Origin of the sequence: Pseudomonas saudimassiliensis (genome assembly GCF_000939975.1) — a bacterium.
GTDB lineage: Bacteria > Pseudomonadota > Gammaproteobacteria > Pseudomonadales > Pseudomonadaceae > Halopseudomonas > Halopseudomonas saudimassiliensis.
Window position 1 is genome coordinate 1,182,860 of sequence record NZ_LK391969.1, and the last position, 17,263, is coordinate 1,200,122.

General features: G+C 63.5%; 13 protein-coding genes. 12 read left to right on the top strand and 1 reads right to left on the bottom strand.

From position 1 onward, the window contains the following. Nucleotides 1–81: 81 nt before the first annotated feature. From VG99_RS05610 to VG99_RS05620, 3 genes are all read left to right on the top strand, one after another. Nucleotides 82–1,182: an efflux RND transporter periplasmic adaptor subunit gene (locus VG99_RS05610; RefSeq protein ID WP_044498732.1), complete on the top strand. Its 1,101-nt coding sequence runs from the start codon at nt 82–84 to the stop codon at nt 1,180–1,182. Nucleotides 1,183–1,184: 2 nt separating this feature from the next. Next, nucleotides 1,185–4,262, top strand: coding sequence for an efflux RND transporter permease subunit (locus VG99_RS05615; RefSeq protein WP_044498734.1), 3,078 nt, complete (start codon nt 1,185–1,187; stop codon nt 4,260–4,262). A gap of 190 nt (nt 4,263–4,452) precedes the next feature. Beyond that, entirely contained in the window at nt 4,453–5,223 is a 771-nt protein-coding gene (locus VG99_RS05620) for a phytanoyl-CoA dioxygenase family protein (protein WP_044498735.1), read from the top strand. Here the strand turns inward: VG99_RS05620 and VG99_RS05625 are convergent. Then, the gene (locus VG99_RS05625) at nt 5,203–5,577 is read right to left on the bottom strand and encodes a hypothetical protein (protein WP_044498736.1); all 375 of its coding nucleotides are present in this window, start codon (nt 5,575–5,577) and stop codon (nt 5,203–5,205) included. The genes VG99_RS05620 and VG99_RS05625 overlap by 21 nt on opposite strands. A gap of 155 nt (nt 5,578–5,732) precedes the next feature. On the opposite strand from VG99_RS05625, the gene norR reads away from it, so the two are divergent. The 9 genes from norR (at nt 5,733) to VG99_RS05670 (ending at nt 16,997) form a co-directional block, all read left to right on the top strand. After that, nucleotides 5,733–7,322: a nitric oxide reductase transcriptional regulator NorR gene (gene norR, locus VG99_RS05630; protein ID WP_044498737.1), complete on the top strand. Its 1,590-nt coding sequence runs from the start codon at nt 5,733–5,735 to the stop codon at nt 7,320–7,322. A gap of 110 nt (nt 7,323–7,432) precedes the next feature. Beyond that, complete coding sequence (gene nosR / locus VG99_RS05635; protein WP_044498738.1) at nt 7,433–9,601, top strand: transcriptional regulator NosR; 2,169 nt, start codon at nt 7,433–7,435, stop codon at nt 9,599–9,601. A 41-nt stretch (nt 9,602–9,642) separates the two neighbouring features. After that, nucleotides 9,643–11,568 (top strand): TAT-dependent nitrous-oxide reductase, encoded by a 1,926-nt coding sequence (gene nosZ / locus VG99_RS05640; protein WP_044498739.1) that lies wholly within the window; start codon nt 9,643–9,645, stop codon nt 11,566–11,568. Between the two features lie 136 nt (nt 11,569–11,704). Continuing rightward, nucleotides 11,705–13,006: a nitrous oxide reductase family maturation protein NosD gene (locus VG99_RS05645; protein WP_044498740.1), complete on the top strand. Its 1,302-nt coding sequence runs from the start codon at nt 11,705–11,707 to the stop codon at nt 13,004–13,006. Beyond that, entirely contained in the window at nt 13,006–13,932 is a 927-nt protein-coding gene (locus tag VG99_RS05650; protein WP_044498741.1) for an ABC transporter ATP-binding protein, read from the top strand. The genes VG99_RS05645 and VG99_RS05650 overlap by 1 nt, the downstream gene beginning before the upstream one ends. Continuing rightward, nucleotides 13,929–14,756 carry an ABC transporter permease gene (locus tag VG99_RS05655; protein ID WP_044498742.1) on the top strand — a complete coding sequence of 276 codons (828 nt, stop codon included), beginning with the start codon at nt 13,929–13,931 and terminating at the stop codon, nt 14,754–14,756. The genes VG99_RS05650 and VG99_RS05655 overlap by 4 nt, the downstream gene beginning before the upstream one ends. Nucleotides 14,757–14,784: 28 nt before the next feature. After that, a complete protein-coding gene (locus VG99_RS05660; protein ID WP_044498743.1) occupies nt 14,785–15,369 on the top strand; it encodes a nitrous oxide reductase accessory protein NosL in 585 nt (194 codons plus the stop codon). Between the two features lie 62 nt (nt 15,370–15,431). Then, nucleotides 15,432–15,620 (top strand): twin-arginine translocase TatA/TatE family subunit, encoded by a 189-nt coding sequence (gene tatA, locus VG99_RS05665; RefSeq protein ID WP_076939728.1) that lies wholly within the window; start codon nt 15,432–15,434, stop codon nt 15,618–15,620. Between the two features lie 291 nt (nt 15,621–15,911). Continuing rightward, nucleotides 15,912–16,997 carry a cytochrome-c peroxidase gene (locus VG99_RS05670; RefSeq protein ID WP_044498745.1) on the top strand — a complete coding sequence of 362 codons (1,086 nt, stop codon included), beginning with the start codon at nt 15,912–15,914 and terminating at the stop codon, nt 16,995–16,997. The last annotated feature ends 266 nt before the right edge of the window (nt 16,998–17,263 follow it).

The following is a 17,263-nucleotide window of genomic DNA, read 5'->3' on the forward strand; positions in this document are numbered from 1 at the left end:
TTTAAATACTGGACTGGCGGGTTTGCTATTCATAATATACTCGCCAGTTCAATTATTCCAACAATGCCCCAGGTATCCATCATGTCCCGCCATGCCCTGCTCGGCCTTCTCGCCCTTGTACTGACCACCTCGCTTGCCGGTTGCCGCGAGCCGGAGCGCGTCGAAAGCGCGCCGCCGCGCCCTGCCGTGGTGGTCCAGCCCCAACCCGCGACGGCCCAGGTGCAGAGCTACCCCGGGGAAGTACGGGCGCGCTTCGAGCCGGAACTGGCGTTCCGTATCGGCGGCAAGGTGAGCAAGCGCATGGTCGACGCCGGTGACCGCGTCCGTAAGGGCCAGGCTCTGGCCGAACTCGATCCCGAGGACGTGCGCCTGCAATTGGAGGCAGCGCGGGCCCAGGTGGTCGCGGCCGAGGCCAATCTGCAGCTGGCAAAAACCGAGCGCGACCGGTATCGCACGCTGCTGGAGCGCCAGATGATCAGCTCCTCGCAGTATGACAATGCGGACAACACCTATCGCTCGGCCGCCGCGCGGCTCAAGCAGGCGCGGGCCGAGTTCGACGTAGCGGACAACCAGGCGACCTACAGTGTGCTGCGGGCGCCCCAGGACGGGGTGATTGCCCAGCGTGCGGTCGAGGTCGGCCAGGTGGTGGCCGCCGGGCAACGGGTCTTCGTGCTGGCGGCCGACGGGGAACGGGAAGTGCTGATCAGCCTGTCGGAAAGCAGTATCGGCCAGATCGCGGTGGGCCAGCCGGTGGAGGTACAGCTCTGGTCCCGCCCGGAGGAACGCCTGCCCGGTACCGTCCGCGAGTTGTCACCGGCGGCCGACCCGCTGTCCCGCACCTTTGCCGCGCGGGTCAGTTTCGCTGCCGATGAACAACGGGTCGAAATCGGCCAGAGCGCCCGAGTATTCATTCGCCAGCCGGACCAGGTGCCGCTGGCCGTCCCCCTGGCGGCAGTGAGCGCGGAACAGAACCAGAGCTTCGTCTGGGTAGTCGACCCCGCGACGCGCCAGGTCGTGCGCACACCGGTGCAGCTCGGTGCCTACGGCCAGGACCAGGCGACCATCCTCGATGGGCTCGAGGCGGATGACTGGGTGGTCGCCGCCGGCGTGCACATCCTGGTCGAGGGCCAGCAGATCCAACCGGTGGATCGGCAGAACCGCAGCCTGTCCCTCGGAGAATAACCATGTCATTCAATCTCTCCGCCTGGGCGCTGCGCAACCGCCAGATCGTACTCTATTTCATGCTGGTGCTGTCGGTGGCCGGCGTGCTGTCCTATGGCGAACTGGGCCAGAGCGAGGACCCGCCCTTTACCTTCAAGGCGATGGTGATACGCACCAACTGGCCGGGCGCGACCGCCGAGGAAGTCGCCCGCCAGGTCTCCGACCGCATCGAGCAGAAGGCCATGGAAACCGGCGCCTACCAGCAGGTGGTGTCCTATTCCCGACCCGGCGAGTCGACCATCACCTTCGTCGCCCTCGATAGCCTGGATTCGGCGGAGATTCCCGAGCTCTGGTACCAGTTGCGCAAGAAGATCGATGACATCCGCCATACCCTGCCCCCGGATATTGTCGGGCCCTTCTATAACGATGAATTCGGCACCACCTTCGGCAACATCTACGCGCTCACCGGGGATGGCTTCGATTATGCGCTGCTGAAGGATTACGCCGAACGCCTGCAACTGCAGCTGCAGCGGGTATCCGATGTGGGCAAGGTCGAGCTGCTCGGGGTGCAGGATGAGAAGATCTGGATCGAGCTCTCCAACCTCAAGCTGGCGACCCTGGGCCTGCCGCTGAGCGCGGTACAGCAGGCCCTGCAGGAGCAGAACTCATTGCAAGAGGCCGGCTTTTTCGAGACCACGGATGAGCGGGTGCGGCTGCGCGTGTCGGGGCAATTCGAGAGCGTGGAGCAGATCCGCCAGTTCCCCATCCGGGTGGGCGATCGCACCTTCCGCATCGACGATATTGCCGATGTCCGCCGCGGCTTCAATGACCCCATGGCGCCGCGCATGCGCTTCATGGAGCAGGACGCGCTGGGCCTGGCGGTATCCATGAAGCCCGGCGGGGATATCCTCGCCCTGGGCCAGACCCTGGAAGCCGAATTCGAACGCATGCGCCAGACCCTGCCCGTCGGTATGGAATTGCATAAGGTGTCCGACCAGCCGGAGGCCGTCCGCGAAGGCGTCGGCGAGTTCGTCAAGGTACTGGCCGAGGCGGTGGTCATTGTGCTGCTGGTCAGCTTCTTCTCCCTGGGCCTGCGTACCGGCCTGGTGGTGGCGCTGTCGATTCCGCTGGTGCTGGCGATGACCTTCACGGTGATGAACTACTTCGACATCGGCCTGCACAAGATTTCCCTGGGTGCCCTGGTGCTGGCGTTGGGGCTGATGGTGGATGACGCCATCATTGCCGCGGAAATGATGGTGATCAAGATGGAGCAGGGCTTCGACCGGATCAAGGCGGCCAGCTTCGCCTGGACCAGCACCGCCTTCCCGATGCTTACCGGCACCCTGATTACCGCGGCGGGTTTTTTGCCCATCGCCACCGCCGCCTCGGGTACCGGGGAATACACCCGATCGATCTTCCAGGTGGTCACCATTGCCCTGCTGGTGTCCTGGATCGCTGCGGTCATCTTCGTGCCCTACCTGGGTTACAACTTGCTGCCGGACATGGCCAAACTGCACGCCAAGAAGCATGGCGGCGACCCCGCTGGCCACGACCCCTACGCCACCCGCTTCTATCAGGGCGTACGCCAGACGGTGCAGTGGTGCGTGCGCCATCGCTGGCTGGTGATTCTGGTGACCCTGGGCCTGTTCGTGGGTTCGATCCTGCTGTTTCGCCTGGTCCCGCAGCAGTTCTTCCCACCGTCGGCGCGTACCGAGCTGATGGTCGATATCACCCTGGCCGAGGGTTCCTCGCTGACAGCTACCCAGGCCCAGGCCGAACGCCTGGAGCAGCGCCTGCGCGATCACCCGGGTATCGAGAACTTCGTCGCCTATGTTGGCACGGGGTCACCACGCTTCTATCTGCCCCTCGATCAGCAACTGCCGGCCACCAACTTCAGCCAGTTCGTCATCAAGGCCCACTCGGTGGCCGACCGCGAAGAGCTGCGCGGCTGGCTGCAGGCGCTGCTGAAGCAGGAATTCCCCGAGGTGCGCACGCGTATCTCGCGCCTGGAGAACGGACCGCCGGTGGGCTATCCGATCCAGTTCCGCATCTCCGGCGAGCACATCGACGAAGTGCGTCGCATCGCCCGGGAGGTCGCCGTGCAGGTCCGGGCCAACCCGGAGGTAGCCAACGTGCACCTCAATTGGGAGGCGCCAAGCAAGGTTGTGCACCTGCAGATCGATCAGGAGCGGGCCCGGGCGCTGGGCCTGAGCACCAGCGACGTATCGCGCTTTCTCACCAGCCAGCTGACCGGTACTACGGTGAGCCTGTTCCGCGAGGGGGATGAGTTGATTGAAATCGCCCTGCGCGGTACGGCTGATGAGCGTGGCGCCCTGGAGAACCTGGCCAGCCTGGCGATCCCGTCCGGCGACGGGCGCAGGGTGGCACTAGAGCAAGTGGCCACGCTCGAATACGGTTTCGAGGAAGGGGTGATCTGGCGGCGGGACCGCCTGCCCACCGTCACTGTGCGCGGCGATGTGCATGGCGACGTGCAGCCGCCCACGCTGGTCCAGCAGATCATGCCCAACCTTACCGCGATCCGCGCCGAGCTGCCGCCTGGTTACCGCTTCGAGGTAGGCGGCACCGTGGAGGACTCGCAGCGTGGCCAGAAGTCGATCATGGCGGGTATGCCGCTGTTCCTGCTGGTGGTGATGACCCTGCTGATGTTGCAGCTGCGCAGTATCTCCCGCTCGGTCATGGTATTTCTCACCGCCCCGCTGGGGCTGATCGGCGTGACCCTGTTCCTGCTGGCGTTCCGTGAGCCGTTCGGCTTCGTCGCCATGCTCGGTACCATCGCCCTGTCCGGCATGATCATGCGCAACTCGGTGATCCTGGTTGATCAGATCGAACAGGACATCGCCGCCGGCCATGATCCTTGGCACGCCGTCATCGAGGCCACGGTGCGGCGCTTCCGCCCCATCGTGCTGACCGCCCTGGCGGCGATCCTGGCGATGATCCCCCTGTCGCGCAGTGTGTTTTTCGGGCCCATGGCCGTGGCGATCATGGGTGGCCTGGCCGTGGCCACGGCACTGACCCTGCTGTTCCTGCCGGCGTTGTATGCCGCCTGGTTCCGGGTACGGGAAACCGAGCAGCGCGCCTGACCAGCTGACGTGCCCCCGCCCTTCGAGGCGGGTGGCAGGGCTGACCCCCCCGTGCTAAAGCCGCCGTGAGGGAAAGGTTAGTAGCCACGACAGCAATAAGAACCATACTTGTTTGCGTCCTGCCACCTTGAGTATTGCTGGCACCACTTTATGTTCACCGGCTCCGCCGGCGACTGACGGAGCGCCACGCTTGACCGAGATATTCAAGAGCATCGATATACCTAGCCGCAACCGCGTGGTCGCTGATATTCGCAGACAGGGTTTCGCCTGCATTCCCGACTACCTCGACGCCCGGCAACTGGCTCGGCTGCGCAGTGAAGTCGCGGCCCAGGCCCTGCAGCACCAGGGCAACTATTTCGCCTACCATGGCGGCCCGACCCTGGACCACAGCCTGCTGGGCCTGCTGGCCGAATCCGTGGAATTCCAAACCCTGCTGGACTCGATCCATCGCCTGAGCTGCGCCCGGCCCGCCGTCGACCCGACCATCCGCCCGGTGCTGCGCTGTGTCCAGGGCGAGACCGGCCGGCGCGAGTCGAACGCCTTCCACTACGATGCCACCCTGGTCACGGCGCTGGTCCCGGTGGAGATTCCCCAGGACGCGGAGCAATGCGGCGACCTGCTGCTGTTCCCCAATGTGCGCCCCGTGCGGGCCAGCGCCCTGGTCAACCTGCTGGAAAAAGCGCTATTGCAGAACCGCCTCAGCCGCGGGCTACTGGTCAGGGCGATCGCCCGCGGCTGGGTGAAACCCGTGCGGCTGATCCTGCGACCCGGCAACCTCTATCTGTTCTGGGGCTATCGGACCCTGCACGCCAACGAGCCCTGCAGTCCGACGCACCGCCGGGCCACGGCGCTGTTCCATTACGGCGACCCCCACGCCGGCAGCCCCCTGACCCGCCTGACCTTGAGCCTGACCGAGCGCCGTGCCCGCCGGCGCAGCCGCTCACCCCTGGGGCATGTCTGAGTTATCGATCGCCCGCAACCGGGCACCCTGGCGCCCCACCTGCTGGCCCACGGCAAATGTCGCGTTGGGGGACCGCACCACCCGCTCCGCACCGCTGTTATCCCGTACCACATAGGCGCGCTCCTCCAGTCCGCTCGCGGCCTGGACGCCCTTGCCCATGAACAGGCCGACCCCGGCGCCCACCAAGGCGCCCAGCGGCCCGCCTGCTGCCCCGCCCAGCATAACCCCGGTACTCAAGCCGAGGGCACCACCCGCGGTCGCGTCGGTGGTCTGCGCAACGATCTCATCGGCCTGCGCCGCGTGGCTGGCGGCAAACAGCGCCAGGGTCAGACCGAAACTGATAACGGATTTCATAAATGCTCCTTCTGGTTTTCTGGATATGTCCCAATACCCATTCCACGAAGCGTGCCAACCCTTCACTTGACCTGGATCAAGGACTTGGCCGGCCCAAGGGGTCATATTCACATCCATGTTTTTGGTAACCCATACCCAGGCGTTGTTGAAACCACATGAACCCAAGTCCATTACTCACTGCGCTGCTACCGCTGCTCGATGATCTCAGCCGGGACCTGCCCCAGGCCGAGCATTACCGTCGCCTGCTGCTGGCGCTGCGCAGCTGCCTGCCCTGTGATGCATTGGCACTGTTGCGCCTGGAAGGTGACCTGCTGGTGCCCGTGGCGGTGCTGGGCTTCAGCCCGGATACCCTGGGGCGCCGGTTCCGAGTAGCGGACCAGCCGCGCCTGGCCCAGATCCTGGCTAACCAGGGCGCGACCCGCTTTGCCGCGGACTGCGATCTGCCCGACCCCTATGACGGGCTGGTCGAAAGCACCCCCGGACGGTTGCAGGTGCATGATTGCCTGGGGTGTCCGCTGTATATCGATGACCGCCCCTGGGGCCTGCTGACGCTGGACTCGCTGGACCCGGCCCGCTTCGGCCAGATCGACCTGCCCACCCTGGAAGCATTTACCCGCTTGGCCGCGGCCACGGTCAAGGCTTGCGAGCGCATGGACCGGTTGGCCAAGCAGGCGGCGACCGATCGCCGCCTCGCGGAAACCTGGCGCCAGGTTGCCCACGGCACACCGACCCGGGAGTTGATCGGCGCCAGCGAGGCCCATCGACGCCTGCTGCAGGAAATCGAGCTGGTCGCCAAGAGTCACCTGACCGTGCTGATTACCGGGGAGACCGGCGTCGGCAAGGAGCTGGTGGCCCAGGCGCTCCATCAGCAATCCGATCGTCGTCACAAGCCAATGATCAGCCTCAACTGCGCCGCCTTGCCCGAGTCGCTGGTGGAAAGCGAGCTGTTCGGCCATGTCCGCGGTGCCTTCTCCGGCGCCACTGGTGCCCGCGGCGGCAAGTTCGAGCTGGCCGATGGCGGCACCCTGTTTCTCGACGAGGTGGGTGAGTTGCCGCTGACGGTTCAGGCCAAGCTGCTGCGGGTATTGCAGAACGGCCAATTGCAGCGCCTGGGGTCGGACCAGCAGCGGCACGTGGATGTGCGCATCATCGCCGCCACCAACCGGGACCTGGCCGAGGAGGTGCGCGCCGGCCGCTTCCGTGCCGATCTGTATCACCGCCTTGGCGCCTACCCGCTGCATGTCCCGGCGCTGCGAGATCGGGGCCAGGACGTACTGTTGCTGGCCGGCTACTTTCTTGAGCAGGGGCGTATCCGGATGCAGGTCCCAACGCTTGGCCTGAGCCGGGCGGCGCGGGACGCCATGCTGGCCTATGACTGGCCGGGCAATGTGCGCGAGCTGGAGCACCTGATCAACCGCGCCCTGCTCCGCGCCCGCGCCAAGGACGCGTCGCCGTCCCCCAGGCAACTCTGCGCGGCCGACCTGGACCTGGCCGCCAATACGAGCCAGACCATTGTCGGCGAACCGGCGCCACCCGGCCCGGGATCGGCCCATGGCGGCCTGCGGCACGCCGTGGATGAATATCAGCGCCAGCTCATTGAAAGCATGCTGGCACACCATGAGGGCAACCTGTCAGCGACTGCCCGGGCGCTGCGGATCGACCGTGGCAACCTGCATCGACTGACCCGGCGGCTCGGGCTGGCAACCCCGGCCCGGCCGCCGCATCAACGCCGACGTTCGGGCTAACCGCGGGGGCCGGAGTAGCCCCCTGGTTTGACACCCGCTTGATAGTGATCAAGTCTTCTTGGAGAGCCGAACGATAAAATGAAAATATTCTTGATAGGGAATGTACTGCCATGAAGTTGCCGATTGTTGCGACCGCCATCAGCAGACTGGTGCTGGCCGTCGTGTTGTTGTTTGCAACCCTGTCATGGAATCTGGCCTTCGCCGCTGATCCCGCCATCATCGAACAGCGCATCGAGCAGGTCTTTCCCGACGTCACCGTGGTATCCGAGCCCGAGGGCGACTACGGCGTCCGCACGCTCAGCAACGCCGTGGGTACCGTCTACGGCTACGCCTTCGAAAGCATCAACGTCCTCAACATCCCGGCCTACTCCGGCAAGCCGATCAACATGCTGGTGCTGCTGGATACCGAGGGCGTGATCCGGGATGCCTATGTACTGGAGCATCACGAACCCATTCTGCTGATCGGCATTCCCGAGCAGAAACTGCACGATTTCACTGCCCTGTATGCCGGCGTCAAGGCCGATCGGCGCGTGGTGGTCGGCCGCTCCCGGGATGAGAACGCCATTACCGTGGATGCGGTATCCGGCGCCACCGTGACCGTCATGGTGGTCAATGAAATCGTCATGCGCGCTGCCCAGGAGGTGGCCGCCTCGCTGGGGCTGGTCAAGGGCAACCTGACCGCCCGCGGCAAGCCGGCGACCGTCCGTGAAGACGTCTATGAGGAGGCGAGCTGGGCCCAGCTGACCGGCGACGGCTCGATCCGTCGGCTGCTGTTGACCAATGCCGATATCAACCGTGCCTTCCAGGGCACCGAGGCCGAAGGCATCGACGAGGCGCCGGCCGAACGCAATGACGAGACCTTCATCGACCTCTACGCTACCTGGCTGAACGCCCCCACCGTGGGCCGCGCCGTGCTGGGGGACAACCAGTACCGTTTCCTGATGGACGATCTCAAGCCCGGCGAGCATGCCTTCGCCGTGCTGGGCAGAGGCCAGTATTCGTTCAAGGGCTCCGGCTACGTGCGCGGCGGCATCTTCGACCGGGTGCAGATTCGCCAGTTCGGTAACATCCACAGCTTCCGCGATCTCGACCATATCCGGCTGTACGACGTGATGGCCGACGGCGCTCCGCCGTTCCAGGAAATGGCCATCTTCATCCTTCGTGAAGATGCGGCATTCGATCCCGGCACGCCCTGGACCCTGGAGCTGCTGGTACGCCGCCAGACCGGCCCGGTGGACAGCATCTTCACCAGTTTCGAGCTGCCCTACGAAACCCCGGAGCAGTACATCGACCGGCCGGTACCTACCCCCGAGGAACTGCAGGCCATCGAGGAGGCCAACCGCCCGGTATGGGTCAACATCTGGTATCAGAAGAGCTTCCAGGTAGGGGTGATCCTGGTCGCCCTGCTGCTGCTGACCATCATCCTGTTCTTCCAGGACAACTTCGCCCGGCACCCGAACTTCCTGCGCTGGTTGCGCCACGGCTACCTGACCTTCACCGTGGTGTTCATTGGCTGGTATGCATTGGGGCAATTGTCGATCGTCAACGTGCTGACCTTCGCCCATGCGCTGTTCACTGATTTCCGCTGGGAGCTGTTCCTCAGCGACCCGGTGATCTTCATCATCTGGACCTTCACCGCCGCCAGCATCCTGCTCTGGGGCCGCGGCGTGTTCTGTGGCTGGCTGTGCCCTTTCGGGGCATTGCAGGAGCTGATCAACGAGATCGCCCGCAAACTGAAGATTCCCCAGTACGAGTTGCCTTTTGCCGTACATGAACGACTGTGGGCGATCAAGTACATCATCCTGCTGGTGCTGTTCGGCATCTCGCTGGAATCGATGATGATGGCCGAGAAGGCCGCCGAGGTGGAGCCCTTCAAGACCGCCATCACCCTGAAGTTCGATCGCCAATGGTGGTTCGTGCTGTACGCGGTGATTCTGCTGGTGATCAACATCTTCACCCGCAAGGTGTTCTGCCGCTATATCTGCCCGCTGGGCGCCGCGCTGTCGGTCACCAGCCGCGTACGGCTGTTCGACTGGCTCAAGCGCCGCAAGGAATGTGGCAACCCCTGCCAGCTGTGTGCCAAGGAATGCGAGATCCAGGCCATCCATCCGGATGGGCATATCAACCACAACGAATGCCATTACTGCCTGGACTGCCAGATGACTTACCACAATGAAAACAAGTGTCCCCCGCTGATACTGAAAAACAAGCGCAAATCGCGTGGCAAGAAGGCGCCGGATGATCAACTGATCCCCGTAGTGCAAGTAGTGGAACCCTGACCCCACCCGGTCAACGAAGATGGTCCAATAAGGAGCAGAACATGAGCGACAACCCCAAGAATCTTCCGGCCAAGCCGGAATCCAAAGGCCTGAGCCGTCGCGGTTTCCTCGGCGCCAGTGCGATGACCGGTGCGGCTGTGGCGGCGACGGCCTTCGGCGGCGCGGTAATGAGCCGTGAAACCTGGGCGCAGGCAGTCACTGACGCCCAGAAGAAAGCCCAGGCGAAGATCCACGTCGGCCCGGGCGAGCTGGATACCTACTACGGTTTCTGGTCCGGCGGCCACCAGGGCGAAGTGCGCGTCTTCGGCGTGCCTTCCATGCGCGAGCTGATGCGCATCCCGGTCTTCAACGTCGACTCGGCCACCGGCTGGGGCCTGACCAACGAGAGCAAGCGGATCCTCGGCGACAGCGCCCGCTTCGCCAACGGCGACTGCCACCACCCGCACCTGTCGATGACCGATGGCAAGTACGACGGCAAATACCTGTTCATCAACGACAAGGCCAACAGCCGCGTGGCGCGCATCCGTCTGGACATCATGAAGACGGACAGGATCACCACCGTACCCAACGTGCAGGCCATCCACGGTCTGCGCCTGCAGAAGGTGCCGCATACCAAGTACGTGTTCTGCAACGCCGAGTTCATCATCCCGCATCCGAACGATGGTTCGACCTTCGCCATGGATGACGAGAACAGCTACACCATGTACAACGCGATCGACGCGGAAACCATGGAAGTGGCCTGGCAGGTCATCGTCGACGGCAACCTCGACAACACCGACGCGGATTACACCGGCCGTTTCGCCGCCGCTACCTGCTACAACTCCGAGAAAGCGCTGGACCTGGGCGGCACCATGCGCAACGAGCGCGACTGGGTCGTGGTATTCGACGTCAATGCCATCGAGGCTGAAGTGAAAGCCGGCAACTTCATCACCCTGGGCGACTCCAAGGTGCCGGTTGTCGACGGTCGCAAGAAGGACGGTAAGGCTCCCAAGGTCACCCGTTACATTCCGGTGCCGAAGAACCCCCACGGCCTGAACACCTCGCCAGATGGCAAGTACTTCATCGCCGCCGGCAAGCTGTCGCCCACCGTCACGGTGATTGCCATCGACAAGCTGCCCGAGCTGTTCGACAACAAGTTCGAAGACCCGCGGGATGTGGTCGTCGCTGAAGTCGAACTCGGCCTGGGGCCGCTGCATACCACCTTCGACGGTCGCGGCAACGGCTACACCACCCTGTTCATCGACAGCCAGGTGGTCAAATGGAACATCGAGGAAGCCATCCGCGCCTACAACGGCGAGAAGGTCAACTACATCAAGCAGAAGCTGGACGTGCATTACCAGCCGGGCCACACCCACGCCTCGCTGACCGAAACCAGCGAAGCAGACGGCCAGTGGCTGGTGGTGTTGTCCAAGTTCTCCAAGGACCGTTTCCTGCCGACCGGCCCGCTGCACCCCGAGAACGACCAGCTGATCGATATCTCCGGCGAGGAGATGATCCTGGTACACGACGGCCCCACCTTCGCCGAACCACACGACTGCATCATGGCCCGCCGTGACCAGATCCGTACCAAGAAGGTCTGGGATCGTAATGACCCCTTCTTCGCCGAGACCGTGAAGATGGCCGAGGCCGATGGCATCAACCTGACCAGCGACAGCAAGGTCATCCGCGACGGCAACAAGGTCCGGGTGTACATGGTCTCGATGGCACCATCCTTCGGTCTCAATGAGTTCACCGTCAAGCAGGGCGACGAAGTCACTGTCACCATCACCAACATCGACCAGATCGAGGACGTGACCCACGGCTTCGTCATGGTCAACCATGGTGTGAGCATGGAAATCAGCCCGCAGCAGACCTCGTCCATCACCTTCACCGCCGACCGGGCCGGGGTGTACTGGTACTACTGCAGCTGGTTCTGCCATGCTCTGCACATGGAAATGTGCGGTCGCATGCTGGTCGAACCGGCGTAAAGCGGTTGTGGGAGCGGTCTTGACCGCTCCCACATAAGCCCAGCTCGGACAAAGAAAGAGCCGCGTGAGGCTCGCACATTCCGGTCTGCGTACCCACCGACAACAGAGCAATCTCAAGCGGCATAAGGAAACAGCATTGTTCAAGCATCAGGCCATACCCTGGGGCCTTTCGGCACTCATGATACTGTGCGGCCTTTCAGCCACTGCTCACGCATCCCTCCAATCAATCGACAGCCTGCCATTGCAGGCCGAAGGTGACAGCTGGATATTGCCCACGGGGGAATATTCCGGCCAGTTCGTCATCGAAACCCCAATCCATCTGCGTTGTGCCTCGGGCGCCGTATTGCAGTCTGGCGGCCAAGGTAATGTCCTGACCATTCGCGCCGCCGAGGTGACCATCGAAGGCTGCACCTTGCGCAACTGGGGGCACAACCTGACCGACATGGATGCGGCCATCTTCGTCGAACAGACGGCCAGCAACGTAGTGCTGCGCAACAACCACCTGCGCGGCCAGGGCTTCGGCATCTGGTCGGACAGCACGCGCGACCTGCGGGTCGAGGACAATCTGATCGAGGGCGATCCCGAGCTGCGCTCCCAGGATCGCGGTAACGGCATCCACCTGATCAATACCAACAACGCCAGCGTCGTCGATAACCGGGTGAAGAATACCCGCGATGGCATCTACCTCGGCAATTCGAACAACAACCTCATTCAGGGCAACCTGATGGAGGATCTGCGCTTCGGCATTCATTACATGTTCTCCCAGAGCAACCGGGTGATCGGCAATACCACACGCCGCACCCGCACCGGCTATGCGCTGATGCAAAGCCGCCTGCTCACGGTTGAGAACAACCGCTCCGAGGATGACCGCAACTACGGCATCCTGATGAACTTCATTACCTATTCCACGATCAGCAATAACTTCGTGTCCAACGTGCAGCGCGGCCAGACCGGCGACGACAGCATGATCAAGGGCGGCGAAGGCAAGGCGCTGTTCATCTACAACTCCCTGTTCAACACCATCAATAACAACCAGTTCGAACGCAGCAACCTGGGCATTCACCTGACTGCGGGCTCGGAGGACAACAAGATCAGCGGCAACGCCTTCATGGATAACGAGCAACAGGTCAAGTACGTCGCCACCCGCACCCAGGAATGGTCGGTCGACGGCCGCGGCAACTACTGGAGCGATTACCTGGGCTGGGACCGCAATGATGACGGCCTTGGCGATGTGCCCTACGAGCCCAACGACAACGTCGACCGGCTGTTGTGGATGTATCCCCAGGTACGGCTGCTGATGAACAGCCCGGCCATTCAACTGCTGCGTTGGGTGCAGCGCGCCTTCCCGGTGATCAAGATGCAGGGCGTGCAGGACAGCCATCCGCTGATGCATTTGCCTACCGGCCACCTGACCCAACGAACACAGGAAACCCACTGATGAATGCTGTTGATATTCGAGGTGTCAGCAAACGTTATGGCGCCATGACCGCGCTGCACCAGCTTGATCTGCAACTGGAACCGGGCGAGGTGTTGGGCCTGTTCGGCCATAACGGCGCCGGCAAGACCACCACCATGAAGCTCATTCTCGGCCTGCTCACCCCGACCGAAGGCCAGGTGCGGGTGCTGGGCGGCAGGGCAGACACTCCGGAAATCCGCCGCCAGCTGGGCTACCTGCCGGAGAACGTGATGTTCTACCCGCAGCTGACCGGACGCGAGACCTTGCACCACTTCGCCCGCATCAAGGGCGCCGCCCGCCAGCAAGCCGATGACCTGCTGGAACAGGTCGGCCTGGCCCATGCCGCTGACCGCCGGGTCAAGACCTACTCCAAAGGCATGCGCCAGCGCCTGGGCCTGGCCCAGGCGCTGCTCGGCGATCCACAATTGCTGTTGCTGGACGAACCGACCGTGGGCCTGGATCCGATCGCGACCCAGGACCTGTACCTGCTCATCGATACCCTGCGCCAGCAGGGCACCAGTGTGGTGCTCTGCTCCCACGTCCTGCCCGGGGTGGAAGCGCATATCAACCGCGCCGCCATCCTGGCCGCCGGCCGGCTGGAAGCCAGCGGCACCCTGGCCAGCCTGCGCAGCGAAGCCGGCCTGCCCGCGCGGATCCGCGCCAGCGGCCTGCAGCACCGGGACCAGCTACTGGCCACCCTGAGTGCGGCGGGCAACTCATCCCGGGCGCTGGGCAGCGACAGCATCGAACTGGTCGGCCCCAGCGCCGGCAAGATCCCGCTGCTGCGCCAGCTGCTGGAACAGGACCAGCCCAGCGATATCGAGATCATCCAACCGTCATTGGAGGATCTGTACCGCTATTACACCGAGCGCGCCAACCAGACCCAGGCCCGGGAGGAAACGGCATGAACCAGATCTGGAATATTGCCCGCAAGGAGCTCAACGACGGCTTGCGCAACCGCTGGTTGCTTGCCATCAGCGTGTTGTTCGCGGCGTTGGCCGTTGGTATCGCCTGGCTCGGCGCCGCTGCCTCCGGGCAACTGGGCTTCACCTCGATACCCGCCACTATCGCCAGCCTGGCCAGCCTGGCGACCTTCCTGATGCCGTTGATCGCCCTGCTGCTGGCTTACGACGCTATCGTCGGTGAGGACGAGGGCGGGACCCTGATGTTGCTGATGACCTACCCACTGGGTCGCGGTCACATTCTGCTCGGCAAGTTTGTCGGCCACGGACTGATCCTGGCGCTGGCCGTATTGATCGGCTTCGGTTGCGCCGCCCTGGCCATCGCCCTGCTGGTCGAGGATATCGAACTGGGCCTGCTGGTCTGGGCGTTCGGCCGCTTCATGTTGTCCTCGACCCTGCTGGGCTGGGCCTTCCTGGCACTGGCCTATCTGCTGAGCAGCCTGGTCAGCGAGAAATCCAGCGCCGCCGGCCTGGCCCTGGGGGTGTGGTTTCTCTTCGTGCTGGTCTTCGACCTGGTGCTGCTGGCTCTGCTGGTCTTCAGCGAGGGCAAGTTCAACCCCGAGTTGCTGCCGTGGCTGCTGCTGCTCAACCCTACGGATATCTACCGGCTGATCAACCTGTCCGGCTTTGATGGGGCCAGCGCCATCGGTGTGTTGTCCCTGGGCGAGGATCTGCCCATCGGCGCCGCCGTGCTCTGGCTATGCCTGCTGGCCTGGGCTGGCCTGGCGCTGTTGCTGGCCTATGTCGCCTTCCGGCGCCGTGCCGCCTGACGAGAACAACCAGAATAGGAAAACTGTCATGAAGATGAGCTACAAATCTGCCCTGCGTACTGCGCTGTTGATGCTGTTGGGTCTGGCTCTGGCGGCCTGCGGCGACAAGGAAGAAGCGCCCGTGAACCTGGACCCGGTGGCCTTTCACCAGGACGATGAGTGCCATGTATGCGGGATGATCGTCGCGGACTTCGATGGCCCGAAGGGCCAGGTGGTGGGCCAGGATGGGGTGAAGAAGTTCTGCTCCACCGCGGAAATGCTCAGCTGGTGGCTGCAGCCGGAAAACCGCATCCTGGATGTGCAGCTGTATGTGCATGACATGGGCCGCAGCCAGTGGGGCCAGCCCGATGACGCCCACCTGATTGATGCGCGCCAGGCCTGGTATGTCTCCGGTACGCCCTTGAAGGGCGCCATGGGGGCGTCCCTCGCCTCCTTTGCGGACAAGGCCGCGGCCGAGGCGCTGGCCAGCGAACACAACGGGGTGGTGCTGCCCTTCAGCGAGATCGACCAGGCGTTCCTGCAACAGGCCGCGGCGGCGCAGCACGGTGATATGACAGATATGCTGGATCAGGACAACATGCACGACACCATGATGCATGGCGAGATGCACTGACCTGCACCAACAACCACCCGGCCATGGCGGCCGGATCATAGTTAGTAACGGAGTAAATCGAGATGATGGGCATCAGTATCTGGCAACTTGTGATCATTCTGCTGATCGTGATCATGCTGTTCGGCACCAAGCGCCTGCGCGGGCTGGGCAATGACATTGGCGGCGCCATCAGCGGCTTCCGCAAGGCGGTCAATGAGGGCGAAACCAATCCCCAGTCGCTGGAGGCGGAAAAGCTCAAGCAGCATTCCTGAAGGGCGGCTTCATCATCGACACGTAGCGGCAGGGCTCGGAGTTGGACAATGCTGGGCGGTTGCCCTTGGCGAACTCGCACCCGTGCCGTCCATGGCGCTCGTGTGCGGCCGTCCATGGCCGCACACGGTTCGCCAAGGGCAACCGCCCAGCATCGTCCTGCGACTTCGGTGTGGCTGAGGCAATCGCTGCTGCCTGAGTCAGGTCACGATAGCGTCCTATACTCTATCCGAGGCTGGCGGCCTGCCCAGGCAGGCCGCTCTCCCCACGCCAACGATGAGGAATTGTGAACGATGAAAAGAACCACAGCCCGTAAAGGGCTCTCGCTGCTGGTCGGTAGCCTGGCCCTTGCGACCGGTATTGCCCATGCCGATCAGGCGCTCCGTGATCGCGCCCAGGCCATCTTCAAGCCCATTCCCGATGAGGTTACCGAGATCCGCGGCAAGCAGGTCAAGCCTGCGGAGGTCGAGTTGGGCCGCAAGCTCTGGTTCGAAACCCGCCTGTCACGTAGCCACCTGATCAGTTGCAACACCTGTCACAACCTCAGTATCGGTGGCGGCGACAACGTCCAGGTGTCGATCGGTCATGGCTGGCAAAAGGGTCCGCGTAACAACCCGACGGTGCTCAACGCGGTGTTCAACGCCGCCCAGTTCTGGGATGGCCGCGCCGAGGATCTGCAGGAGCAGGCCCAGGGTCCGTTGCAGGCGGCGGTAGAAATGAACAATACCCCCGAACGGATCGAGGCCACACTGAAAAGTATTCCCGAATATGTGGATGAATTCACCCAGGCCTTTGGGGGCGATGATCCGGTCAGCTTCGAGAATGCGGCCCAGGCCCTGGCGGCGTTTGAAACCACGCTCATCACGCCGAACGCGCCCTTTGACCAGTTCCTGAAGGGCGATGATGATGCGTTGACCGAGGTGCAGAAAAAGGGGTTGGCCTCCTTCATCGACACCGGCTGTGTCGCCTGCCATAACGGCGTGAACCTCGGCGGCCAGGCCTACTTCCCCTTTGGTGTGGTCAAGCGCCCCGGCGCTGACATCCTGCCGGTGGAGGACAAGGGCCGGTTCGCGGTAACCAGCACCGCCTCGGATGAATACGTCTTCCGCGCCTCGCCCCTGCGTAACGTTGCCTTGACGCCACCCTATTTCCATAGCGGTGAGGTATGGGATCTGGAGCAGGCGGTTGCCATCATGGGTGATAGCCAGCTGGGACGGGAACTGGCAGCGGACGACATCAAAGCCATTACCGCCTTCCTGCACAGCCTGACCGGCGACCAGCCCCAGCTGACGCTGCCGGTGCTGCCGGCCAGTACCGCCAAGACGCCGCGACCCGATGACGAGGTCAGCGTCGAAACACGGGAAGAACTCAACCAGTAACCGGAGCCGGGGGAAGGCAGGTCGCCTGTCTTCCCTGGCGATAGCGGAAGTTGTCCGCAGCTGCGACAAATTGCCCCCCTGGCTCATGACCCAGCCAGCGCTGCCGATAAAACAGGAAATAACCGGCGGGCAGAGGTAACCATGTGGTGGCGCGGTAATAAAGATGAACTACAGGCACTGCAGCGGGACCGGCAGCGCCTCGAAGCCGAAGTGGCCAGACAGGCCAGCCACATCGCCGAGCTCCAGCAGCAGCTGGAGGAACAGTC

Bases quoted from the DNA above. Each gene is read 5' to 3' on its own strand.
- nosR (WP_044498738.1), top strand. From the start codon at position 7,433: ATGAAGTTGCCGATTGTTGCGACCGCCATCAGCAGACTGGTGCTGGCC.
- VG99_RS05625 (WP_044498736.1), bottom strand. From the start codon at position 5,577: ATGAAATCCGTTATCAGTTTCGGTCTGACCCTGGCGCTGTTTGCCGCC.
- VG99_RS05660 (WP_044498743.1), top strand. From the start codon at position 14,785: ATGAAGATGAGCTACAAATCTGCCCTGCGTACTGCGCTGTTGATGCTG.
- VG99_RS05615 (WP_044498734.1), top strand. From the start codon at position 1,185: ATGTCATTCAATCTCTCCGCCTGGGCGCTGCGCAACCGCCAGATCGTA.
- VG99_RS05655 (WP_044498742.1), top strand. From the start codon at position 13,929: ATGAACCAGATCTGGAATATTGCCCGCAAGGAGCTCAACGACGGCTTG.
- VG99_RS05650 (WP_044498741.1), top strand. From the start codon at position 13,006: ATGAATGCTGTTGATATTCGAGGTGTCAGCAAACGTTATGGCGCCATG.
- tatA (WP_076939728.1), top strand. From the start codon at position 15,432: ATGATGGGCATCAGTATCTGGCAACTTGTGATCATTCTGCTGATCGTG.
- VG99_RS05670 (WP_044498745.1), top strand. From the start codon at position 15,912: ATGAAAAGAACCACAGCCCGTAAAGGGCTCTCGCTGCTGGTCGGTAGC.
- norR (WP_044498737.1), top strand. From the start codon at position 5,733: ATGAACCCAAGTCCATTACTCACTGCGCTGCTACCGCTGCTCGATGAT.
- nosZ (WP_044498739.1), top strand. From the start codon at position 9,643: ATGAGCGACAACCCCAAGAATCTTCCGGCCAAGCCGGAATCCAAAGGC.
- VG99_RS05610 (WP_044498732.1), top strand. From the start codon at position 82: ATGTCCCGCCATGCCCTGCTCGGCCTTCTCGCCCTTGTACTGACCACC.